The 23,469-nt window shown below is 67.4% G+C and carries 19 protein-coding genes, 1 tRNA gene and 1 pseudogene; 7 read left to right on the top strand and 14 right to left on the bottom strand.

What is annotated here, in order from left to right; all coding sequences use genetic code 11:
* Window positions 1–5: 5 nt before the first annotated feature.
* The 6 genes from H7I57_RS18755 to H7I57_RS18730 form a co-directional block, all read right to left on the bottom strand.
* Window positions 6–761, bottom strand: a complete 756-nt coding sequence (locus tag H7I57_RS18755; protein ID WP_264025232.1) for an ABC transporter ATP-binding protein — start codon at window positions 759–761, stop codon at window positions 6–8.
* Complete coding sequence (locus H7I57_RS18750; RefSeq protein WP_264025231.1) at window positions 748–1,617, bottom strand: ABC transporter ATP-binding protein; 870 nt, start codon at window positions 1,615–1,617, stop codon at window positions 748–750. The genes H7I57_RS18755 and H7I57_RS18750 overlap by 14 nt, the downstream gene beginning before the upstream one ends.
* Window positions 1,614–2,792, bottom strand: a complete 1,179-nt coding sequence (locus H7I57_RS18745) for a branched-chain amino acid ABC transporter permease (RefSeq protein WP_264025230.1) — start codon at window positions 2,790–2,792, stop codon at window positions 1,614–1,616. Before H7I57_RS18745 ends, H7I57_RS18750 begins: the two co-directional genes overlap by 4 nt.
* The gene (locus H7I57_RS18740; protein WP_264025228.1) at window positions 2,789–3,799 is read right to left on the bottom strand and encodes a branched-chain amino acid ABC transporter permease; all 1,011 of its coding nucleotides are present in this window, start codon (window positions 3,797–3,799) and stop codon (window positions 2,789–2,791) included. The genes H7I57_RS18745 and H7I57_RS18740 overlap by 4 nt, the downstream gene beginning before the upstream one ends.
* A gap of 106 nt (window positions 3,800–3,905) precedes the next feature.
* A complete protein-coding gene (locus H7I57_RS18735; protein ID WP_264025227.1) occupies window positions 3,906–5,117 on the bottom strand; it encodes a branched-chain amino acid ABC transporter substrate-binding protein in 1,212 nt (403 codons plus the stop codon).
* Window positions 5,118–5,324: 207 nt separating this feature from the next.
* Window positions 5,325–5,960, bottom strand: coding sequence for a two-component system response regulator PdtaR (locus H7I57_RS18730; RefSeq protein ID WP_264025225.1), 636 nt, complete (start codon window positions 5,958–5,960; stop codon window positions 5,325–5,327).
* Between the two features lie 68 nt (window positions 5,961–6,028).
* Here H7I57_RS18730 and H7I57_RS18725 point away from each other — a divergent pair.
* Window positions 6,029–6,105: transfer RNA gene (locus H7I57_RS18725), tRNA-Leu, on the top strand.
* A gap of 27 nt (window positions 6,106–6,132) precedes the next feature.
* On the opposite strand, the gene H7I57_RS18720 is transcribed toward H7I57_RS18725, so the two are convergent.
* A complete protein-coding gene (locus tag H7I57_RS18720; protein ID WP_264025223.1) occupies window positions 6,133–8,601 on the bottom strand; it encodes a zinc metalloprotease in 2,469 nt (822 codons plus the stop codon).
* Window positions 8,602–8,862: 261 nt separating this feature from the next.
* On the opposite strand from H7I57_RS18720, the gene H7I57_RS18715 reads away from it, so the two are divergent.
* Window positions 8,863–10,209, top strand: a complete 1,347-nt coding sequence (locus H7I57_RS18715) for an adenylate/guanylate cyclase domain-containing protein (protein ID WP_264025280.1) — start codon at window positions 8,863–8,865, stop codon at window positions 10,207–10,209.
* Here H7I57_RS18715 and H7I57_RS18710 read toward each other — a convergent pair.
* From H7I57_RS18710 to H7I57_RS18680, 7 genes and pseudogenes are all read right to left on the bottom strand, one after another.
* Window positions 10,184–10,687: a Dps family protein gene (locus tag H7I57_RS18710; protein WP_372510275.1), complete on the bottom strand. Its 504-nt coding sequence runs from the start codon at window positions 10,685–10,687 to the stop codon at window positions 10,184–10,186. The genes H7I57_RS18715 and H7I57_RS18710 overlap by 26 nt on opposite strands.
* Window positions 10,688–10,719: 32 nt before the next feature.
* Window positions 10,720–12,510: a DUF2339 domain-containing protein gene (locus tag H7I57_RS18705; RefSeq protein ID WP_264025221.1), complete on the bottom strand. Its 1,791-nt coding sequence runs from the start codon at window positions 12,508–12,510 to the stop codon at window positions 10,720–10,722.
* A gap of 43 nt (window positions 12,511–12,553) precedes the next feature.
* A complete protein-coding gene (locus H7I57_RS18700; RefSeq protein ID WP_372510283.1) occupies window positions 12,554–13,189 on the bottom strand; it encodes a LuxR C-terminal-related transcriptional regulator in 636 nt (211 codons plus the stop codon).
* Between the two features lie 20 nt (window positions 13,190–13,209).
* Window positions 13,210–14,331, bottom strand: a pseudogene (macS, locus tag H7I57_RS18695) (MacS family sensor histidine kinase); the annotation flags it as partial.
* Window positions 14,331–15,083, bottom strand: coding sequence for an amino acid ABC transporter ATP-binding protein (locus tag H7I57_RS18690; protein ID WP_264025219.1), 753 nt, complete (start codon window positions 15,081–15,083; stop codon window positions 14,331–14,333). The gene H7I57_RS18690 and the pseudogene macS, both read right to left, overlap by 1 nt.
* A 41-nt stretch (window positions 15,084–15,124) precedes the next feature.
* Window positions 15,125–16,036, bottom strand: a complete 912-nt coding sequence (locus H7I57_RS18685) for an amino acid ABC transporter permease (protein WP_264025218.1) — start codon at window positions 16,034–16,036, stop codon at window positions 15,125–15,127.
* Window positions 16,037–16,055: 19 nt separating this feature from the next.
* Window positions 16,056–16,976: an ABC transporter substrate-binding protein gene (locus H7I57_RS18680; protein WP_264025217.1), complete on the bottom strand. Its 921-nt coding sequence runs from the start codon at window positions 16,974–16,976 to the stop codon at window positions 16,056–16,058.
* Between the two features lie 194 nt (window positions 16,977–17,170).
* Between H7I57_RS18680 and H7I57_RS18675 the strand changes: the two genes are divergently transcribed.
* From H7I57_RS18675 to H7I57_RS18655, 5 genes are all read left to right on the top strand, one after another.
* Window positions 17,171–17,764, top strand: coding sequence for an HdeD family acid-resistance protein (locus tag H7I57_RS18675; protein WP_264025216.1), 594 nt, complete (start codon window positions 17,171–17,173; stop codon window positions 17,762–17,764).
* A gap of 92 nt (window positions 17,765–17,856) precedes the next feature.
* Window positions 17,857–19,314: a cytochrome ubiquinol oxidase subunit I gene (locus tag H7I57_RS18670; protein ID WP_264025215.1), complete on the top strand. Its 1,458-nt coding sequence runs from the start codon at window positions 17,857–17,859 to the stop codon at window positions 19,312–19,314.
* Window positions 19,315–19,323: 9 nt separating this feature from the next.
* Complete coding sequence (cydB, locus tag H7I57_RS18665) at window positions 19,324–20,364, top strand: cytochrome d ubiquinol oxidase subunit II (protein WP_264025214.1); 1,041 nt, start codon at window positions 19,324–19,326, stop codon at window positions 20,362–20,364.
* Window positions 20,365–20,417: 53 nt separating this feature from the next.
* A complete protein-coding gene (gene cydD / locus H7I57_RS18660) occupies window positions 20,418–21,962 on the top strand; it encodes a thiol reductant ABC exporter subunit CydD (RefSeq protein ID WP_264025213.1) in 1,545 nt (514 codons plus the stop codon).
* The gene (locus tag H7I57_RS18655; RefSeq protein ID WP_264025278.1) at window positions 21,922–23,469 is read left to right on the top strand and encodes an ATP-binding cassette domain-containing protein; all 1,548 of its coding nucleotides are present in this window, start codon (window positions 21,922–21,924) and stop codon (window positions 23,467–23,469) included. The genes cydD and H7I57_RS18655 overlap by 41 nt, the downstream gene beginning before the upstream one ends.

The raw sequence follows: 23,469 nt of genomic DNA, 5'->3' as shown, positions 1-23,469 counted from the left end.
CCCCGCTATGCCACGCCGAGGTAGGCGGCGCGAATGCTGTCGTCCGCCAACAGTTCCCGGGCATTGCCGGTCCGGGTGACCTCGCCGGTCTCGAGGATGTAGGCTCGGTCGGACCGGCTCAACGCCTGCTGGGCGTTCTGCTCGACGAGCAGCACCGTGGTGCCGGTGGAATTGATCTCGGCGATGATCTTGAAGATTTGGGAGATCACCATCGGCGCCAACCCCATCGAGGGCTCGTCGAGCAACAGCACCTTGGGGCGCGCCATCAGCGAGCGGCCGATGGCCAGCATCTGCTGCTCGCCGCCGGACAACGTGCCACCCACCTGGCTCCTGCGCTCGGCCAGCCGCGGAAACGTCTCCAGCACCCAGTCGAGTCGTTCGTCGTGTTCGGCCTTTGAAGCGAATTTTCTTCCGTAGCAGCCCATCTCGAGGTTCTCGAGGATGGTCATCCCGGGGAAGACGCCGCGCCCCTCCGGCGCCTGGATCAGGCCGTCGGCCACCCGTTTGTGCGCCTTGACCCGGCTGATCTCCCTGCCGTCGAACCACACCGAGCCCGAGGTCAGCGGGAGCAGGCCGGAGATGGCGCGCATCATGGTGGTCTTGCCCGCACCGTTGGACCCGAGCAGCGTGACGAGTTCGCCCTCGTGCACCGCCAGGGACACCGAGTGCAGGGCCTTGATCCGGCCGTAGTGCACGACGACGTCGCGCACCTCGAGCAGAACCGGCCGCGGGTCGGTCGCTGCCGTGTCAGCTGATGTCATCGTCGGGCACCCCCAGGTAGGCGGCGATGACCTTCGGGTCTTCGCGGATCTCAGCAGGCAGGCCGTCGGCGATCTTGCGGCCGAACTCCAGCACGACGATGCGGTCGGTCACGCCCATGACCAGCCGCATGTCGTGCTCGATCAACAGCACGGTGTAACCGTCGTCGCGGATCTTGCGGATCAGGTCGATCAGCGCGGACTTCTCGCTGGGGTTGAAGCCGGCCGCGGGCTCGTCCAGGCAGAGCAACTTGGGCTCGGTGGCCAGCGCCCTCGCGATCTCGAGCCGGCGCTGGTCGCCGTAGGACAGGTTCTTGGCCTTCTCCTCACCGCGGTGCCCGATGCCCACGAAATGTAGTAGCGCCGCCGATCGCTCGATCGCCGAGCGCTCCTCGCGCCGGTGCCTCGACGAGCGGATCAGCGCGCCGGGCACCGACGTGCGATGCCGGGCGTCGGTCCCCACCATCACGTTCTCCAGCGCGGTCATCTCGCCGAACAACCGGATGTTCTGGAAGGTCCGTGCGATACCGAGCCGGGTGATCTCGTGACGCTTGATCCGCCCGATCGGCGCGCCGTCGAACGTCACCGAACCCGAACTCGGCCGGTAGACGCCGGTGATCGCGTTGAAGCACGTCGTCTTGCCTGCCCCGTTGGGCCCGATGAGGCCGAGGATCTCACCGCGGCGGATGTCGAAGGTCACCGCGTCCAAGGCCACCAGACCACCGAACTTGACGGTCAGATCCGTGGTCTGCAGCAGTACCTCGCCCTCGTCGGCGTGGATCTCACGGTGTACACCGGCGATCTCCTCGATGTTCTCCTCGAAGCTCTCCGGCGCCGTGTCGTTGCCGGGGGCCGTCATTGCGTCGGCTCCTTGTCCGTCGGCCGGGCTCTGAGTAGGTCTCGTGCGGCCTTGCCGTAGGCCAGCAGTTGCTGGCGGGCGGGGAACAGACCCTGCGGCCGGAAGATCATCAGGACCACCAGCGCCAGCCCGAAGAACAGATACTTCAGGTTGCCCATGTCGATGCCGAGGAAGTGCACGCCGAGCAGGCGGTTGGGCAGGTACACGATGATGAAGGCCCCGAGGATCACACCGAGTTTGTTGCCCTGGCCGCCGAGCACGACCGCGCACAGGAACAACATCGAGTTGATGATGTTGAACGTCGGCGGCGCGACGTACTGGACCTGCCCGGCGTAGAGCGCGCCGGACAACCCGCCGATCGCCGCGCCGATCGTGAAGGCCCACAGCTTGAAGCGGAACGCGTTGACGCCCATCACCTCTGCCGCGTCCTCGTCCTCGCGCACGGCAATCCAGGCGCGACCGACGCGGCTGCGTTCGAGGTTTCCGACGAGGAGCAGGATGGCGACGATCAGCACGAGGCCCAGCCAGAACCACCACGTGCCGTAGTTCGCGTCGCCGCCCGAGTTCGACACGGAGAACACCCCTTCGGGGTGTTTCTCGCTTTCGAGGAAGTGCGGGAAGGCCACCTCGTTGAGTCCGCGCGGGCCGTTGGTGATGTCGGACAGGTTGTCGGCGAGCAGTCGGATGATCTCGCCGAAGCCCAGCGTGACGATCGCCAGGTAGTCGCCGCGCAGCCGCAGGGTCGGGAAACCCAGGATCAGACCGGTGAGCGCGGTGACCGCCATCGCGAGCGGCACACACGACAGCCACGCCCAGGGCGTGCTGAGAAATCCGTTGGGGCTCATCTGGTTCCATGGGCTCTCCGGGCTGGTGAGCAGCGCCACCGTGTAGGCACCCACCGCGTAGAAGCCGACGTAACCGAGATCGAGAAGTCCGGCCTGGCCGACGACGACGTTGAGCCCGATCGCGATGATCGCCACCATCGCGAACTGCGCCATGGTGCCGCCGAAACTGATGCCAGGCGTGTCCAGGAACGGTGGAGTGAACAACGGCGACAACCCCACCCCGAGGAACAGGATGATCCCGAACACCCACTTCTGGGAGCGCGACAGCCCATCCCACCGATCCAGCAGCCGCTGCCACGTCGTCCTCGCGCGATCTTGCGTCCAGCTCATACCCGCGCCTTCCCGAGGCTTTCACCGAAAATTCCGGTCGGCCGAACCAGCAGCACGAGGACCAGCAGCACGAACGCCACGACGTCACGCCACTGCGTCCCGAAGACCGCCTGGCCGTAGTTCTCCATGATGCCGAGGAGCAGGCCGCCGAGCAGTGCCCCTCGCAGGTTGCCGATGCCGCCGAGGACCGCCGCCGAAAACGCCTTGATCCCCAACAGGAATCCGCCGGAGTAGATGATGCCCTGCGGGACCTTCAGTGTGTACAGCAGCGCCGCGGCCCCGGCCAGCAGCCCGCCGATCAGGAACGTCGTCATGATGATGCGTTCCCGCGAGACACCCATCAACGTCGCGGTCGTGGGGTCCTGCGCGACCGCGCGGATCCCGCGGCCGAACTTGGTCCGGTTGATCGCGATGTCGGTGAGCACGGCCAGCACGAGCGCCGACACGATGATCACGATCGTGGTGTTGGAGATCGCCACCCCGAAGAACGTGAACTGCGTCTTGGGCTGGACCAGCACCATGGGCTGCTGCGCGTTGGGTCCTCCGTAGCCCGGTATCAGCTTGGGCAGGATGAACAGCACGAACTGCTGCAGGACGAACGACATGCCGATCGCGGTGATCAGGAACGTCAGGGATCGGGCATGACGTTTCCGCAGCGGTCGGTACGCGACGAACTCGAGGCCGATCGCCGCGCTTCCCGAGACCAGCATCGCGAACAGCATTGCGATACCGAGATAGAGCACCGTGAGGGCGACGCCCTTGTTGTATGCGTTTCCGCTCGGTGTGAAGCCCAGGATCATGTCGAGCGCGAAGTACGCGCCGAACATGCCGAGCATGAAGATCTCGGAATGGGCGAAGTTGATCAGCCGCAGCACACCGAACACCAGGGTGTAGCCCACGGCGACCAACGCGTAGATGGCCCCCCAGGACAGGCCGTCGATGGTGAGCTGCCAGAAACCGTCGAACAACGCTCCGACGTTGAAGTTGATGTTCGCGGCCAGGTTCATCCGGTGGCGGGCTCCTAGATACAGGTTCGCGGTGACCAGTGCAATGGTGATGATGACGAGAACGCGTCCGAGCCATCAGGTCTCGGACGCGTTCTCGCTTCAGTGCCTACTGGACGTCGTAGATCCAGATGAGCGTGTTGGTGAGCTCACCGGTGGGGCTCCACTGGTATTTACGAGCCACGCCCTGTCCCTCGTAGTTGCGTACGAAGTCAAGCAGCGCAGGCCGGGTGATGGCGCCGGAGTCGATGCCCTGGAGCAGGATGGTGCCCAGGTCATAGCCCTCGGTGCTGTACGTGCCGGGCTCCATGTTGAACTTGGCCTGGTACTCCTCGGCGAATGCGCCGGTAGCCGGACCGCACGGGCAGGAGATGACGGCGCCCTGGGCGGACTCGCCGGCCTGCTTGACGAACTCGGGATCCTTGCTTCCGTCCGCGGTGACGAAGGTGCCCTCGAAGCCGCCGTCCTTGAGCTGCTGGACGAACGGTGCCGCCTCGGCGTAGTAACCACTGAAGAACACCGAGTCCGGAGCGGCGCCCTTGATCTGGGTCACGGCCGCGGAGAAGTCCTTGTCGCCCTTCTTGACGGAGATGTTGCACGCCGAATCGGCGACCGGGCCGAGGGTCTCGCGCACCGCCTGCGCCAGGCCCAGGCCGTAGTCGGTGCTGTCGTCGACGACGCACACCTTCTGATGGCCGAGGGTGTTCTTGATGTAGTTGGCGACCGACGGGCCCTGCACGCCGTCGTTGGCCAGTCCCCGGAAGAACGTCTTCCAGCCGTTCTCCGACAACGTCACGTTGGTGGCCGACGCCGAGGCGGCGACCAGCCCGGCCTGGTCGAACACACCGCCGGTGGCCTTGGTCTCACCGGAGAACGCCGGGCCCACCAGGCCGATCGTGTACTGATCGTCGACGATCTGCGGGGCGATGGCGGTGGCCTTCTGCGGGTCGCCCTCGGTGTCGAACGGCTTGAGCTGCACCTGGCACCCCGGGTTGGCGGCGTTGTGCTTGTCGATGGCCAGCTGCACGCCGTTCTTGATGTTGATGCCGAGCGCGGCATCGGGTCCGTTGAGGGCCCCCGCCATGGCGATCGACACGGGCGGGCATGTCGCCTGTCCGTCGCCGGCCGGATCGGCGGGCGCAGCGCCCTCGGCCGCCGCGACTTCGGCGCCGTTCTCGTCGATCTGCACCTTTTCGACGATCTTCAGGTTGGTCTGCGATGCCTCCTCTTCCGGCGTGGACTGACTGCAGCCGGCAATGCCCAGCACAATCAGACCAGCGCTACCGAGAGCAATTGCATTGCGTGCCACGCGACCGCGCACGTTCCACCTCCGGTTCACTGTTTTTGTCGGCACTGTCGTACCGGCCGCGGACGGCCAGGGCGGCGATGCTTCGCGACGACCATAACCAACCCGTCGCCGCAGTGCGTGATGTTGGCAAACGCGTCCCGCAGATCGGCCAGGTGACCCGGTAAAAGTCGGTAACGGAAACGAAGTCTTAACGGGCGGCGCCGGTGGAGGCCGAATTCCCTAGGTCGAGGACGTGGCCCCTGGAGGCGTGTCGAGAGTCTCCAGGACCACCTCGGCGACCCGTTTCATCGTGGTGCGCCGGTCCATTGCGGCCCGCTGAATCCACTTGAACGCCTCGGGTTCGGTCATCCCCTGCTTGGCCTGCAGCAAACCCTTCGCGCGCTCGACGAGTTTGCGTGTCTCCAGGCGGTCGGACAGCGTCGCGACCTCCTTCTCCAGCTCGGCGATCTCGCTGAACCGGCTGACCGCCACCTCGATGGCGGGGATGAGGTCGGTGATGTTGAACGGCTTGACGAGGTAGGCCATCGCACCTGCGTCGCGGGCGCGCTCGACGAGCTCGCGCTGGCTGAACGCGGTGAGGATGACGATCGGGGCGATTCGCTTCGCGGCGATCTCCGAAGCGGCGTCGATGCCGTCCCGTCGCGGCATCTTCACGTCCATGATCACCAGGTCGGGCTTGAGCGACTCGGCCAGATCGACGGCCTCCTGACCGTCCCCGGCCTCACCGACGATCTCGTAGCCCTCCTCGCGCAGCATTTCGGCCAAGTCCATCCGGATGAGCGCCTCGTCCTCGGCGACGAGCACACGGTGCGGCTTGGCCGCGGGGCTTGGTGAGTCTGTCGGTGACCCGGTCATGGGACACATTGTGTCTGTCGAAGCCCGGATGAGCGACCTCGGGGCCATCCTCTATGGTGGGAGGCCGCGCCCTCGTATCCCAACTGGCAGAGGAAACGGATTCAAAACCCGTCCAGTGTGAGTTCGAATCTCACCGAGGGCACCAGATAACCCAGTTGCGGCAACCGCCCACTCAGGCTCCGGAGTCGGTGCCGTCCGAGGTCGACCCGTCCGAGGTCGATCCGTCCGACGTAGTGTCCCCCGCCGTGGAATCGCTTGTGGGATCGCTGGTGACTGACGTGTCGATGGAACTTTCCGTGGTGGGGTCACTCGTCGTCGTGGGGTCACTCGTCGCCGTGGGGTCACCGGTGGATGTGGGGTCGGTAGTGGTGATCGTCGACGTCGACCCAGTCGTCGCCGTCGGGTCACTCGTCAATGTCGGCTCCGACGTCGTACTACTCGGCGGTTGGGAGGTCGCGGTGGCTGCGACCGTCGTGGATACCGCCGTTGGTGAACTCGTCGGCGACACTGTCGACGAGGGGGTGGGGAACGTCCCAGGCACTTCGGCCTCGACGATTTCCTTGATCTGCTCCGTGAAGGCGTCGAACGTCGGCGCGATCTCGCTCAGGTTCTGCACGCCCCCCGATTCCACCAATGCGGCGTAGATGCCGACCTGCCGCCAGACCTCGTCGATCTCCGCCCTGGCCTCCTCGGACAACGGATCGTCCAGCGTGACGAACAATTGCTGGGCAACCGCGTAGGTCAGGCAGTTGACACAGTCGTAATTGAGGGCGCCGGCCGGGTTCTGCGGCACGGCGACGTTGTCGTTGGCGTCGTCTTCGTCGATGACGAACACCACCTGATAGGCGACCGCGACCGCCGCGCACGACGAGCAGGACGCGTAGGCGTGCGCCTCGTTGACGTTCAACGCGTACTCCTCGTCGGTCTGCCAGACCAGCGCGACGGCGACGTCGTACTCGACGGTGCCGTCGGTGGTGTTGACCGCCAGCGCCTGGTTATCGCCATCTTCCGGGGCCAGTGGCTTGTCGAACGGGAAGACCCAGCCCTGGTCGGCCGACGTCATCGGAGCAGCGACGCCGTACCCACCACTGGCAACGGACGCCGAGGGAACCCGCGGAACCAGCACCATCGCGAGCTTCGGCGAGTTCGCGGTCGGGGGCCGGGTCCGGGTGTCCCACAGGGTCCATATCTGGCCCTGCTGTCCGGCCGCAAGAGTTCTACTCGCGGCGACCGGGCGGGTCGCGACATCGGCGCCATCGGCGCTTCTGCGTGATTGACCGCTGGTGTCCCAAACGCCCAGCGCGTAGACGATGTCACCGATGGTGCCGCGGTCCGACGCCTCGATCGGGCGGTAATTGCCGTCGTGCGGCCACCACGCATACGCGATTCCGCACAGCACGGCCACCCCGAGCACCGACACCAGCGCGCGCTGGACGGGCTTGTCGGCGGTGGCCTTACGGGCGGTGCCGACGCACTGCCGGGTGAAGCGGACCAGCAGGTAGATGACCCCCGCGACGGGGATGACGATCGCGATGATCCCCAGCACGCGCGCGGTCGCCTGGATCACGTCCCCGTCTGCCCAAGCGGTGACGAAGACGTCCTGCTGCTTGTTCAAACTCGCCCACGCCGTGCCCAGCAGTCGGGGCAAGGCGATGACCGCCAGCGCGAGCATTCCGATCAGGAGTGGAACCACGACCAGCACCCACACGCTCACGACGATGCGGGCCCACCACTTGAGCTGGCGGGGTTCGGGGTCGCGCCACCGCCAGGGCAGCATGCCCAGCAGTATCGGCTTGATGCGGCCATAGAGGTCGGGGACACCGGTGAGGTCGGCCAGCACGTGGTAGCCGTCGAACCTCACCAGCGGCGCGAGTTGGCGGAGCATCTGGATGATCTGCGTCGCCACGACGAGCAACAGGGCGTCGTAGCTCAGCCACAACCACACTGCGGTGATCGCGACGGCGACGATCGCGTTGAAGTAGAGACCGCCGAGATCCGTGCGCAACCGCCCGCGGCGCCCGAGGCGGTAGGAGTCGGTGACGTCGGTGTAGAACGCCGGCCAGACCAGGTAGAGGCCGATGCCCATGACGCCGGGAGTGGCGCCGCCGTACCTGGCTGCGGCGGCGTGCCCGAACTCGTGAAATCCCGCCGAAATGATGGTGACCGCGAAGACCAGGATCAGCAGGCCCGGGCGTTCGAAGGCGTCGTAGGCCGCCGACGCCAGCCCTTTGCGGAAGAACACCCACCAGCACACGACCGCGAATGCCGCGAGCACCACCATGACCACCCACGGCCGGAACAGGAACCGGAACGGGTCGGTCAGGCGGCGCGTCCGGTCGGGGTCGGTGACGGCGTAGCGGAAACGAAGTCCCAGCAATGGGTTTCGCTTCTTCAAAGCCGGCTGGCTGCCGTCGGCCTGGATCAGGAGGCCGAGAGGCCGCAGCTTCTCGACGAAGCTCCGGACGTTGTCCTCGCTGACGGTGCGGCCCGTCGACTCGGACACCGCGACCGCCACCTCCGCCGGCGTACGGCGACCGTCGATCTCACTCAACGTCGCGTACAGCAGCGGGGTCAGCTGAAGGGTCTGGCCGTCGGCACGGCGAGCGAGGGACGGCGGAACCCGATATCCCGATCCCGCCATCTCGCCGATCGATGTCGGCGATCGCCATGCCCACGCCCGACCCCGGTGCGGTCGCATGCCGCGATGACCGGTCGGTTGGAGCCGGCTCCGGAAGCACGATGACCTCCGCGCCTGGCGGACGCCGCGGTCGCGATGGCGGCGGCGATGAGCTCCGTGTCGGTCCCGAGGCCGCCGATCACCGGATCCATCTGGCAGCACGGCGATACGCGTCATTCGAGCAGGTTGATCGGATTTGAGCGTTAGTCTTTGCCCGTGGTCAAGGTGCGACCCGTATGCGTTCCCGACGTGGCACTGGACGGCCGCGCCTGGTCTCCTGACAGGCACCGGAGCGGCCGGGTGGACCGCCGGTTGCGGGTGCTGAAAATCGCCAGCTGGATCGCGGCCGTCGTGTCCGCAGCCTTCGGAGTGTTCCAGCTGGTCATGGGTGGCGCGCTGTGGTGGCTGGGCGCGGTGAACGTGGTGTGCGGGCTGGTGTTCATCCTGATTCCGCGGCTGTGCCGATTCGGCGAGCTGGCCGCTCCGTTGGCCTTCGTCGTCTTCGCCTACGTGTCGGTCGGTTTCATCTGCTACACCATCGGGACCGGGTCGGGCCTGCAGTTCTACTTCCTCGTCGCGGCGTCGCTGGCCGTGCTTGTGCTCGGCATCGAGCGCATCACGATGGCGGCGGTGATCGCCGCGGCGGGCGTGGTGTTGACGATCGCCCTCGAGTTGACGGTGCCCCATGACAGGGGCCTCGGGCCGTCCTGGACGCTCTCCGTCGGATTCGTCAGCTCGACGGTCTCCTCCGTGGTGATGATCGTCGCGACGATCTGGTACACCCTGCGCGAGATCGAGCGTGCGGAAGCGGCGATGGAGGCCGAGTATCAGCGCTCCGAGCAGCTGCTGGCCAACATCCTTCCCGAGACGATCGCCCACCGGCTCAAGGATCCGACGCGCACCGTGATCGCCGACAAGTACGACGATGCGTCGATCCTGTTCGCCGACATCGCCGGCTACACCAAGCGCGCCAGCGAAACCGCACCCGCCGAGCTGGTGCGGTTCCTCGACCGCCTCTACACCGATCTGGACGCGCTCGTCGATCGGCACGGGCTCGAGAAGGTGAAGACCAGCGGTGACTCCTACATGGTCGTCAGCGGGGTGCCGATCCCCCGCGCCGACCACATGGAGGCGCTGGCCTCTCTCGCCCTCGACATGGCCGACGCGGTCGCCGACCTCAAAGACTCCGAAGGCCGCGACGTGCCGCTGCGCATCGGCATGGCAGCCGGACCTGTCGTCGCGGGCGTCGTCGGCGCGAAGAAGTTCTTCTACGACGTCTGGGGCGACGCGGTCAACGTGGCGTCCCGGATGGAGACCACCGACGTCGAAGGCCGGATTCAGGTGCCCGACAACGTCTACGAACGTCTGCACGACTCCTTCGTGCTCGAAGAGCGCGGCCATGTCCACATCAAGGGCAAGGGTCTGATGCGCACCTGGTACCTCGTCGGCCACCGGGCCGACTCTGGCCGGATTGTCCGCTTCGCGGACTCTGGCCGGATTGTCCGTGTCACGGACTCTGGCCGGATTGTCCGTGTCACGGACGGTGTCACACCTTCCGGTTCTCCGACTTGAGCAGCCAGGCCAGCTTCTCCAGACCGTCGATCAGCTGGTGCAAGATGTCCGCGGTGCTCGAGTCCTCGGCGTCGACCGCGTCGTGGACGTCCCGCAGGGTGCCCACCGCGGCATAGATGCGGCCGGTGATCAGAGCGACGACGTCTTCGGTGCTTCGCTCGTAGGCGGGGAAGTCCGGCAAGGTCGTGGTCGCCGCGACGGTGTCCGACCGGCCGTCGGGGACCGCGTCCAGCGCACGCATACGCTCGGCGACGGTGTCGCTGGCCTCGCGGGCGAAATCGACCACCTCGTCGAGTTGCAGGTGCAGGTCGCGAAAGTTGGAGCCGACGACGTTCCAGTGCGCTTGCTTGCCCTGCAGGTGGAGCTCGATCAGGTCGACGAGTACCCGCTGCAGCGCGGCGCTCAGTTGCGCGGACGCCTGGAAGCCCGAGACCTCGGCATCTGTCCTACGTGCGTTCGTTGTTGTACTCATGCTCATGTCAACGCCTCCTAATCTGGAATGAGTCTAGTTTAGCCTATGGTTGTCGTCACAGTCTTGTCGTCCTGTTTGTCCTGCTTGTCGAGCAGTCGCGCGTAACCCGCGCCCATCCCCAGCAGGATCAACCCGACGACGATGAACACCGCCACCCGGAAGATGCCGTCCAGCGTGCCCAGATCGAACAGGAACAGCTTGGCCATCGCGGCAGCCACCAGACCCAGCCCGCCGCCGATCGGCACCGACCGCTCGGCACGCGTCAGCCGCGCGGCATAACCGAACAGTGCGGCCGCCATCGCGATCCAGCAGATGGTGGCGACCATGTGCCCGGCGTAGAACCCGCCGTCGCCACCGACCAGCATGCCCGCCGTGACGGTGAACGACGTGACGGCATAGACGATCACCGCGGCCGCACCAACCCACAGCGCACGCATCCCGGGCCCCCACGACCACACGATCGCCACCGCACACGCGGCCAACAGAATGCTGGCCACCAGCGTGGAAATGCCTGACGCCATGGCGATTTCAGTCGGCGCGAGAAGAGTGTCGAGGGGCGAAAAGCTCAGGTGCACACCGGCGCCGACGATCGCGAACCCGACCGCGGCCCAGCGTGCGACCACGTCACGACGACCTGCCATCGCCACCACCACCGCCATCGCCAGCAACACCGGTCCCGCGATCTCCCCGTCGAACGCCACCGTCACCGCGATCAGCGCGGCGACCGCGGACAGCGCCGAGAACACCTGGCGGACCACCCCTGGCACGCCTGGAAACCGTTCGCCGACAAGGACGATCGCCAGCAACGCGGCCGCAAGGGCGGCGGCCATCAACGCCGCGATCACGTGGTCGACGGCCAGGACCACGCACAGCACCGGAGTCACTCCTGCCCCGGTCAGCAACGCCATCACACCGCGCTGAGACGTTGCAGGCAGCAGGAGCAGCGCAGATCCGATCGCCACCAGAGCCGCGATTCCGCAGGCGCCGGCCAGCCAGAGGTCCTCGCGGGAGTCGAAGTGGCGCGCGACGAGCGCCACCAGGAGCGGGAAGGCGACGGCGGCGATGCGCGCCGCGTGCATCCAGATCCAGTCCTTGCCCAGCTGTACCGGCACCGACACCGCGGCCAGCGCGAGCATGAACCCGACGAGCAGCAACGTGATGCCGTCGGTGACGACCGGCGCCAACCCGATCAGCGGGACCAACACCAGTAGCCCGAGATGCTCCGAGTCCCACCGGCGGGCCAGTGTCAGCCCGCCGCCCGCGATCGCCGCGGCCAGGATGAGTCCGAGCGGTGGCGACACCCATTCGTAGATCGTGGTGATCGCGATGACGTCCATGTAGGCGGCCGCGACGCCCGTGGCGGCCAGTGCGATCGCCCCGACCCGCCCACCCGGACGGGCGTTGAGCCACCACGCGGTGGCCACCAGGGCGGCGGCCAGCACGGCGCCTGCTGCCACCCGGAACTCGGGGCGCAGGATGCCGGCCTGCGCGGCCAGCACGAGCAGCAACACGACGCCGATCAGCGTGACCGCGACGCCTGCGACGGCCAGTAGCTTGCCGATCCAGCCTTCGGAGCGCTCCTTCGGTGGGTGCGGTGGCACCCTGGGCGGCGGAGGCGGCGGATACGCGGGCCGATACTGCGCGGCCGGTGGCGGCACCGGCCGCGGCGGTGGCGCGGGTTGCGGCGGCGCGACGTACCGGGTCTCAGGGCGCTCGGTGAGGATCCGGTCCAGCTCGCGCAGGTCGATGGACACCCTGGCGAGATAATGCGACATCGCGGCGAAGTCCGCGGAGAGCCGGCAGATGACGACGGTGTGCGGTTCGGTCATGCCGCCATCGTCGCAGCGGCGCGGCGACAGCGGATGAGTACAACTACTCGTCGAGCCCGTGTTCGATGGCGTACCGCGCCAGTTCCACCCGATTACCGATCTGCAGCTTGCGGAAGGTCGCCTGCACGTGGTTCTCCACCGTGCGGTGACTCAGCGACAGACGCGACGCGATCTGCTTGGCGGTCAGCCCCTTGGCGACGTAGCGCAGCACCTCGGTTTCACGGTCGGTCAGCGTCGGCCCCTTCGGCTCTGCCGATCCGGCGGCGTCCCTGGCGATGCGGCGGTACTCCCCCAGAACCAGCCCGGCCAGGCCGGGAGTGAACACGGCCCGCCCCTGTGCGGTCGCGTGGACCGCCTCGGTTAGTTCCTGCCTGGAGGCACTCTTGACCAGGTATCCGATGGCCCCCGCCTTCACGGCCTCGAGCACGTCGTCGCGCTCGTCGGACGCCGAGAGCACCAGGACGCGCGACGACGGGGACACCGCCAGCACCTCGGCCGTGGCCTGTGCCCCGTCGCCGTCGGCCAACCGCATGTCCATCACCACCACGGCGGGTTGTACGACGGCGGCACGCCGTCTCGCAGAGCCCACTCCGTCCGCGGTCGCCACGACGTCGAACCCGTCGCCGGCCAGGTCCCTGGCGACCGCGTCCCGCCAGATCGGGTGGTCGTCGACCACCATGACAGTCGTGGCTCCCTCGCTCACCGGGACCTCCGCGGCACGGTCAGCTCCCATTCCGTCCCGGATCCGGGATCCGTGCTCAGCTCGGCTCGTCCACCCAGCCAGTCCATACGTCCCACGATGGATTTCGCTATGCCTGCGCGGCCCTGGCCGACCGCTTCCTCGAGCCGGCCGTCGGGAATCCCGACGCCGTCGTCGCGCACGCTCACCGTGACGGAGTCGCCGAGATCCTCGAGGAGAACATACGCGCGGGCGTCGGGACCGGCGTGGGTCTCGGCGTTATCGAGCGCGTTGCACACCGCGGCGAAGAACTCGTCGGCCACCGCCGCCTCGAGCAGCACGGGCTCGGCGGGCACGCTCACCGACACCCGGTCGGAGGCCCGGCGCCGAAGCAGCGCCCCGATGTCGGCTGTCGCGCCGTCCCGGGGTTCGGCGTCACCGGCATTGACAAGACGCCGCAGCGCCCGTTCCTGCTCTCCGGCCAGTTCCGCCAACTCCGCCGTCTCTCCCCCGATTTCCCGTCCCCGGCGCGCCATCAGCGCCAGCACCTGGATCACGCCGTCATGGACCTGGCGCGACAGCCGCTCCCGCTCCTCGATCGACGCGGAAAGCCGGGCTGCCTTCTCCAGTTCCGCATGCGCACGCCTGGCCGTCTGGGCGGCCATCCCGACGACTAGGCCGACGGCCAACTCGATGACGATGGTGGCGTTCCGGCTCAGGTCGATGTGCACGTACCCCTTCAGCGCGGCACCCGCGGCCATGACCACCACACCGGTGAGCATCCCGGCGATCGGACCGAACAGGATCGCCGCGGAGATGGTGGCGTTGGTCGCCCACAGCGTGGTCGGCCACGACTGGTTGGCCAGCACCCATTGGTCGGAGGCGATGAGCTCGGTCGTCAGCATCAACGCCACCACGACCACGATCTCGACGACCACCCATGCGGGCCTGCGCCCGAAGCCCTGCAGATAGGCCACCGCACACGCTGCGCTCCAGCCGATCAGGACTGCGGACAGCAGCCAACCGGCGACCGGATGCTCCAGATCCGGGTTGATCGCGATCTGGAAGCCCAGCGCATACACGCAGCTGAGAAGACGGAACACCTGAGCGGCCCGCCACAGCGGCGTGGCCGGGTCGGGCGTTACATCACCTTGGACAGAAACGCTTGCGTCCGTTCGTGTTTCGGGTTCGTCATCACCTCGACCGGGTCACCGCGCTCCACCACGACGCCGGCGTCCATGAACACCACCTCGTCGGCGACCTCGCGCGCGAAGCCCATCTCGTGGGTCACCACCACCATCGTCATACCCTCGGAGGCAAGCTTCTTCATCACGGCGAGCACCTCGCCCACCAATTCGGGATCCAGCGCCGAGGTGGGTTCGTCGAACAGCATCAGCTTCGGGTCCATCGCCAGCGCCCGGGCGATCGCCACCCGTTGCTGCTGTCCGCCCGACAGCTGCGCCGGATAGGCTTCCGCCTTGTCGGCCATCCCTACCTGTTCCAGCAGGTCCTTGCCCCGCTCGACCGCGTCGCTCTTCTTGACGCCCTTCACGTTCAGCGGGGCTTCGATGATGTTGCCCAATGCGGTCCGGTGCGGGAACAGATTGAAGTGCTGGAACACCATCCCGACCTCGCGGCGCTGCCTGGCGACATCGCGCGGCTTCATCTCGTAGAGTTTGCCGCCGCGCTCGTTGTAGCCGACCAGCTTGCCGTCGACGTAAAGCCTTCCCGCCGAGACGGTTTCCAGGTGGTTGATGCAGCGCAGGAACGTCGACTTGCCGGAGCCGGAGGGGCCGACAAGCACCATCACCTCGCCCTCCTGCACCTCCAGCGTGATGCCTTTGAGCACCTTGAGCGCGCCGAAATCCTTGCACACGAGTTCGGCCTTGACCATCGGTCTGCCGGTCGTCGCTTCAGCGGTCATACGTGTGCCTCTCAGCCGGCCGGCGGTTGCTGCGCCAGGGCCAGCGCCTCGAGTTGTTTGGTGGTCAGTTTGCGCGACGCGCCTCGGGAGAAGTAGCGCTCCAGATAGAACTGTCCGACCATCAGAATGCTGGTGATCACCAGGTACCAGGTGGCGGCCACCAACAGCAGCGGGACCGGTTCGAAGGTGCGCGCGGCGATCTCCCGGGTCGCGATGCTGTACAGGTCGAACGAGTATGGGACCGCGGTGACCAGCGACGTGGTCTTCAACAGGCTGATGACCTCATTGCCCGTCGGCGGGATGATCACCCGCATCGCCTGCGGGAGCACCGTGCGCCGCATCGCCATCCCCCAGGACATGCCCAGTGCGGTCGACGCTTCCATCTGCCCCTCCGGTACCGACGTGATGCCGGCGCGGATGATCTCGGCCATGTACGCGGCTTCGTTGAGAGCCAGGCCGATGATCGCCAGCGCAAAGGGTATGGACAGGGCCTGCAGGTCGAATTCGAACAGCGACGGCCCGAAAGGCACACCCAACCGCAGGTTCTGGTAGATCGTCGGGAACAGTCCCCAGAACGCCAGCTGCACGTACACCGGGGTGCCGCGGAAGATCCACAGGAACACCCATGACACCGCACCCAGCACCGGGTTCGACGAAAGTCGCATGATCGTCAGCACGACGCCGAGCACGATGCCGATGACCATCGAGTAGACCGTCAACTGCAGTGTGTTGAACACCCCGAGCATGATTCGCTCGTTGAACAGGTACTCCCGGTAGGTCGACCAACCGTATGCCGCATTGGTCGCGGCGCCGTACAGGAACAGCCCCACCAGGACGACGATGGCGACCGCCGCCACCCAACGCCAGGGGTGGCGCAACGGGATGGCGTCGATGGCTTGTGGCGGCGTGCCGACATCAGTCATGTGTACTTGCCCCCGTGGGTCAGGAGACCGCGCCGTTGATCACCGGCTTGTCGATCATGCCCTCCTCGAGACCCCAGTTGGCCGCGATCTCCTTGTACTGTCCGGTCTCGATCAGGTGCTCGAGCGCCTGCAGCAGCGACTGGGCCAGCGGTGAGCCCTTCTCCACCGGCCAGCCGTAGGGCGCCGAGTCGAACACCTCGCCGGCCTGCTCCAGCTTGCCGTTGGTCTGCTTGATCGCGTACAGCGTGACCGGCGAGTCCGCCGACATGGCGTCGGCCTGGCCGAGGACGACGGCATTGGTGGCCGCGTCCTGGCTGTCGAACGGGACGATCTCGATGGCCGGTTGGCCGGCGTCGGTGCACTTCTGGCTCCGCGCGGGCAGCTCCTCGGTCTCCTGAACGGTCGTCGCCTGCACGGCGACCTTCTTGCCGCACGCATTCTCCGGGTCGACGTCACCGCCCGCAGGCTGGGCCCACAGCGTCCCGGCCGAGAAGTACGTCACGAAATCGACCTGCTCCTCGCGCTCCTTGCTGTCGGTGAACGAAGACATCCCCACGTTGAACGTGCCGCCCTGGATCGACGGGATGATCTTGGCGAAGTCGGCCTCGCGGTATTCGGGCGTCAGCCCCAGCGTCCCGGCGATCGCGTTCATCAGGTCGACGTCGAACCCGACGATCTTGCCGTCGGGGTCCTTGAACTCGTTCGGCGCGTAGGGGATGTTCACGCCGATGATGAGAGTGCCGGACGACTTGATGGCCTCGGGCACGGTGTTGGCGATCGCATCGACCTTCTCCGCCGGTGCGGCCGCCGTCGGGGAATCTTCTCCGCCGCTCGGTTCGGAACTGCTGGAACACCCCGAAAGGGCCAGGGCACCGGTGGCGGCGAACACTGCCGCGAAGCGCCAGATCTTGCTCCGGCGGTCTTGGATTGAACCCAACACGATTGCCTCTACTTTCTTCTTCGGGCCGTCAGCCCCTTGTCCGGAGTCCCCTCCGGGCGTCTCCAGCCAAGGACGTTAACGACCGATGACCCGACGCGCAGCGCCGGTAACGGAACATTAACGACCCTGTTGAGACATCACAGCCGTACCGCGAAATCGGGCGTCGCCCTTCGCGGGTGTGTCAGACTGCGCGCATGGAAACCGCCGCTCCCCCAAGCATGTTGCAGCACCTGTGGAAGTCCGCTCTGCTCTCTGGGGTTCTCGCCGTCATTCTCGGGATCATGGTGTTGGTCTGGCCGGCCATCACCATCCTCGTGGCCGCCATCTTCTTCGGGGCCTTTCTGTTGGTCACCGGCATATCGCAGGTGGTACTCGCCTTCAGCCTGCACGGGTCGACCACCGGACGGATCCTGCTCTTCGTCAGCGGTGCGGCCGCAATCGTCTTGGCCGTGCTGTGCTTCCTGAGCCTGCAGGAGTCGATCCTGCTGCTGGCCATATGGATCGGTATCGGCTTCATCTTCCGCGGTGTCGCCACCGCGATGTCGGCGATCACCGATCCCACGCTTCCCGGCCGGGCCTGGGAGATCTTCATCGGCGTCATCAGTTTGATCGCCGGTGTGATCATGCTGGCCTCGCCGTTCGAATCACTGGCGACGTTGACCATGGTCGTCGGCATCTGGCTCATCGTCATCGGCGTCTTCGAGGTGGTCTCGGCCTTCTTCATCCGCGCGGCGAACAGGAGACCGGTCACCGCCGATGAGGAGGCTGCGGCGCCAGCGCCCGAATGAGGCCCAAAGCCCCTTGCGCCGGGAGCCGACGAAGCTACTACACTCTGTCGTAGGCAGAGTGGACGAATTAGGCTGAGCCCTGGGAGTGGCGCATGGACGCACTGGACGTGTCGCGGTGGCAGTTCGGCATCACCACCGTCTACCACTTCATCTTCGTCCCGCTGACCATCGGCCTCGCCCCGCTGATCGCCGTCATGCAGACGGTGTGGGTGGCCACGGGTAACCCCGCGTGGTACCGGCTCACCAAGTTCTTCGGGAAGCTCTTCCTGATCAACTTCGCCATCGGAGTTGCGACCGGCATCGTGCAGGAGTTCCAGTTCGGCATGAACTGGAGCGAGTACTCCCGGTTCGTCGGTGACATCTTCGGCGCGCCCCTGGCATTCGAGGGGCTGATCGCCTTCTTCTTCGAATCCACCTTCATCGGGCTGTGGATCTTCGGGTGGAGCCGGTTGCCGCGCCTGGTGCACCTGGCGTGCATCTGGATCGTCGCCTTCGGTGTCAACGCCTCGGCATACTTCATCATCGCCGCCAACTCGTTCATGCAGCATCCGGTCGGCGCCAAGTTCAACCCCGAGAGCGGCCGCGCGGAGCTCGTCGACTTCGGCGCGTTGCTGACCAACAACACGGCGATCTGGGCATTCCTGCACGCCGTCACCGCGTCCTTGCTGACCGCGGGCGCGTTCGTCGCCGCCATCTGCGCCTGGCTCATGGTCCGCTCACACAGGCGGGACGAGGCGGCCGAGGCACGCACGATGTACCGCCCGGCCGCCATCCTGGGCAGCTTCGTCGCGCTGGTCGCTGCGGTCGGCCTGCTGGCCACCGGTGACGTGCAGGGCAAGTTGATGTTCGTGCAGCAGCCGATGAAGATGGCTTCCGCGGAATCGCTGTGCCACACCGAGACCGACCCCGACTTCTCGATCCTGACCGTCGGCACGCACAACAACTGCGACAGCATCACCCGGGTTCTCGAGGTGCCCTACGTGCTGCCGTTCCTGGCCGAGAGCAAGTTCTCTGGGGTGACCCTCGAGGGGGTCGAGGACCTCCAGCAGCAGGCCGAGGAGAAGTTCGGGCCAGGAAACTACCGGCCCAACCTGTTCGTCACCTACTGGGCGTTCCGCGTGATGATCGGGCTGCTGCTGGTGCCGGTGGCGTTCGCGCTGCTGAGCCTCTGGCTCACCCGCAGGGGCCGAATCCCGGACCAGCGGTGGTACGGCACGTTCGCCCTGCTCACCATCCCGACACCGTTCCTTGCGAGTTCGGCCGGCTGGATCTTCACCGAGATGGGCCGCCAGCCGTGGGTGGTGGTGCCCAATCCGACCGGCGATCAGATGGTGCGAATGGTGGTGCAGGACGGCGTTTCCAACAACGCGGCCGGAACGGTGCTCTTCTCCCTCGCGGTGTTCACGCTGCTGTACGGCGCCCTGGCGGTCGCCTGGTTCTTCCTGATGCGCCGCTACGTGACCGAGGGTCCACTGGAACACGATTCAGAGCCCGCGCCGCCGACGCCGCCCGACAAGGACGACGTCGCACCGCTGTCGTTCGCGTACTAGGAGGTCGTCGTGGCTCTCCATGAGCTGTGGTTCTACCTGATCGCCGTGCTGTTCCTCGGTTTCCTGGTGCTCGAGGGGTTCGACTTCGGCGTCGGCATGCTGATGGCCCCGCTGGGATCGGCAGGCGAAGGCGACACCGACGACCGTCGCCGCGCGGTGCTCAACACCATCGGGCCCGTCTGGGACGCCAACGAGGTCTGGCTGATCACCGCGGGCGCGGCGATGTTCGCGGCCTTCCCCAACTGGTACGCCACGCTGTTCTCGGCGCTGTACCTACCCCTGCTGGCAATCCTCTTCGGCATGATCCTGCGTGTCGTCGGTATCGAGTGGCGAGGCAAGATCAACGATCCGCAATGGCGGCGATGGGCCGACATCGGCATCGCGCTCGGCTCGTGGTTGCCTGCGGTTCTGTGGGGGGTCGCTTTCGCAATCTTGTTGCGGGGCCTGCCGATCGATGCCGACGGCCAGTCCAAGGCCGGGATCGGCGACGTTCTCAGCCCCTACACGCTGCTGGGTGGACTGGCCACCGCGTCGCTGTTCGCGTTCTACGGATCGGTGTTCATCGCGCTGAAGACGTCGGGCACCATCCGCGACGATGCGCTGCGGTTCGGCCGGGGGCTGTCGGTCCCGGCGATCGTGCTCGCCGGTGCTTTCGGGCTGTGGACCCAACTCGCCTACGGCCGGCCGTGGACCTGGATTGCGCTGGGGGTCGCCGTGGTGGCGCTGTTGATCGCCGTGGCACTGATCTGGCAGGGCACCCGCGAAGGCTGGGCGTTCGCGTCCACCGTGGTCGTCGTCGCGGCGGTGACGGTGCTGATCTTCGGCTCGATGTACCCGAACCTGTTGCCGTCGACGCTGAACCCCGACTGGAATGTGACCGTCGAGAACGGTGCATCGACGCCGTACACCCTGCGGATCATGACGTGGGCGTCGCTCGCCCTGCTGCCGTTGGTGCTGATGTATCAGGGGTGGACCTACTGGGTGTTCCGCAAGCGCATCAGCGCTGACGGGATCCCCGCCTCCATCGGATTGTCGAGGCGCTCGTCCTGACGGAGAACCAGCGAGCCCCGATCGACCCGCGACTGTGGCGGGCGTCGACGGCGATGCGCCGGTTCCTGGTCGCAGCCACGATGTGCGGCGTGCTCACCGCGGCCGCCACGATCGCCTCGGCGGTGGTGCTCGCGGGCATCGTCGCCCGTGTGATCACCGACCCCGCCTCGCGGGAGTTCGACGACCACCGCGTCCAGATCGCAGTCCTGTTGGTGCTGTGGACTGTTCGCGCCCTGGTGCAGTGGCTGCAGGGCAGGCTCGCGCAGCGCGGCGCCAGCTCGGTGATCGCCGATCTCACCGACCAGGTGCTGACGACTGCCACATCGCTGCCGCCGCGCGACCTCGCCCGGCACCGCGACGACGCCGCCGTCGTCGTGACCCGGGGGCTGGACGGGTTGCGGCTGTACTTCACCACCTATCTGCCGTCGCTGTTCCTTGCCGCGGTCCTGACTGCTGCCACCGCCGCGGTGATCGCGCTGTACGACTGGCAGTCGGCGGTGATCGTGCTGATCGCGCTGCCGCTGATCCCGATCTTCATGGTGCTGATCGGCCTGGCCACCGCAGAGCGGTCCGCGGCGGCACTGACGGCCATGTCGACGCTGCAGTCGCGGCTGCTCGATCTGGTGGCGGGCCTTCCCACGCTGCGCGCCCTCGGCCGGGCGCAGGGGTCCGCGGTGCGCATCGCCGAACTCAGTGCGGCCCATCGCCGTTCGGCGATGGCCACGATGCGGATCGCGTTCCTGTCCGCGCTGGTGCTCGAACTGCTCGCGACCCTCGGCGTCGCGCTGGTCGCGGTGAGCGTCGGCATGCGCCTGGTGTACGGCGAGATGGGGTTGACGGCCGGCCTCACCGCGCTGCTGCTCGCGCCCGAGGTGTTCTGGCCGTTGCGCCGCGTCGGCGCGGCGTTCCACTCCGCGCAGGACGGAAAGACCGCCGTGCAGGCCGCTTTTCGGTTCATCGACGCCGCCACCCCGCCGCCGTCGGGCATCCTGCGGGTGAGCCGGCCGCTGACCGTACAGCTCGACGGCCGAGAAGCGGAACCCGGCCGGGTGACGGTGCTGACCGGCCCCAACGGCATCGGCAAGACCACGCTGCTGCAGGCAGTCCTCGGCCTCAATCCAGGCCGGGTACAGGTCAACGGTGTCGACGTGGCCGACCTCGACCTGCGGCACTGGTGGTCGATGGTGGCGTGGCTGGCTCAGCGACCCGTGCTGATCCCCGGCACCGTGCAGGAAAACCTCGAGCTGTTCGGCCCGCTGCCCGACCTCGCCGCGGCGTGCCGGGCGGCGTGTTTCGACGAGGTCGTCGACGGCCTCCCCGACGGTCTGCAGACGGTCCTCGGCCGCGGCGGTGTGGGCCTGTCGCTGGGCCAGCGGCAGCGACTCGGGCTGGCCCGGGTGCTCGGGTCCACGGCGCCGGTGCTGCTTTTCGACGAACCGACCGCGCACCTCGACGGTCCGACGGAGGATCGGGTGCTGCGAGCCATCGCGCAGCGGGCCGCCGACGGGGCGACGGTGATGGTCGTCGGGCACCGTGACCCGATCCTGGCGCTCGGCGATGCCGTCATCGACATGGGGGCTGTCGGTGTCGCGCCCTGAGATTCTCTTCGCCTTCTCCCTGTTGCGGCCGCGACTACCGCGGATGGCGATGGCCGTCGCGTTCGGGGCGGGGTCGCTGGGCAGCGCGCTCGCGCTGGCCGCGGTGTCGGCGTGGCTGATCACCAGGGCCTGGGAGATGCCGCCCGTGCTGCACCTGACCGTCGCGGTGGTTGCGGTGCGTGCCCTGGGCATCGCGCGCGGGGTGCTGGGTTACTGCGAACGGTTGGCCTCCCACGACACCGCGTTGCGGGCCGCAGGCACCGCCCGCGAGCAGCTCTTCACCCGGCTGACCACCGGACCGGTCGACGCCGTCATGCGCCGCCACAGCGGCGAACTCGTCGCACGCATCGGATCCAACGTCGACGAACTGTCCGACGTCATCGTGCGCGCCGTCGTGCCCGTATGCGTGGCCGCGGTACTCGGGCTGGCTGCCGTCGGGGTGATTGCCGTCATCTCGCCCCCGGCCGCAGCAGTGCTCGGTCTGTGTCTGCTGATCGCAGGGGTGCTCGCCCCAGCGGTGTCGGCGCGGGCCGCATCAGCAGCTGAAGCCGTTGCCGTCGAACATCATTCGCGACGGGATACCGCGGCGATGCTCGCGCTCGAGCACGCGCCGGAGCTGCGGGTCAGCGGAAGGTTGTCGGCGGTCATCGCCGAGGCGGGTGCGGAACAACGCGAGTGGGGACGCGCCGTCGACCGCGCCGCCGCACCGGCCGCGGTGGCCGGGGCAGCACCGACCGCGGCGATGGGGGTCAGCGTGCTCGGCGCCCTGATCGCGGGCATCGCGTTGTCGAACACGGTGGCCCCGACCACCGTCGCGATCCTGATGCTGTTGCCGCTGTCGGCGTTCGAGGCGACCGTGGCGCTGCCCGGTGCCGCGGTGACGCTGGCCCGCGCCCGCATCGCCGCGTGCCGCCTGCTGACACTCAGCCAGAGCGATGACGACCGCCGCCCCGAGGTTGCGCCCCTGGACCTGGCGCCGGGCGCCCGGATCGCCGTGGTCGGGCCCAGCGGTTGCGGCAAGACCACCCTGCTGATGCAGACCGCCGGACTGCTGCCGGGAGCCGGGGGTCCGCAAGGGGTGTTCTTCGCCGAGGACGCCCACCTGTTCTCCACCACGGTGCGTGACAACCTCCTGGTCGCCCGCGGCGACGCCACCGACGACGAACTGCGGCGGGCGCTCCAGCGATGCGGCCTCGGCCGCTGGCTGGACGAACTGCCCGAGGGCTTGTCCACGATTCTCGTCGGCGGCGCGGCGGCGGTGTCGGCGGGGCAGCGCAGGCGGCTGTTGCTGGCCAGGGCGCTGGTCTCGACGGCGACCACCGTGCTCCTCGACGAGCCGACCGAGCACCTCGACGCCTCCGACGCCGGCCAGGTGCTCGTGGACCTGCTCACGCCCGGGGCGCTGTTCTCGGCGGAACGCACCGTGGTGGTGGCGACCCACCACCTACCCGACGGACTGCTCGACGAAACTGTCTGTACCACGGTCAACGTGGCTCCCTGCGGGTAA

The sequence above is a fragment of the Mycolicibacterium pyrenivorans genome, from assembly GCF_025821625.1.
Taxonomy (GTDB): Bacteria; Actinomycetota; Actinomycetes; order Mycobacteriales; family Mycobacteriaceae; genus Mycobacterium; species Mycobacterium pyrenivorans.
This window is presented reverse-complemented; position numbering and strand designations above follow the sequence as displayed.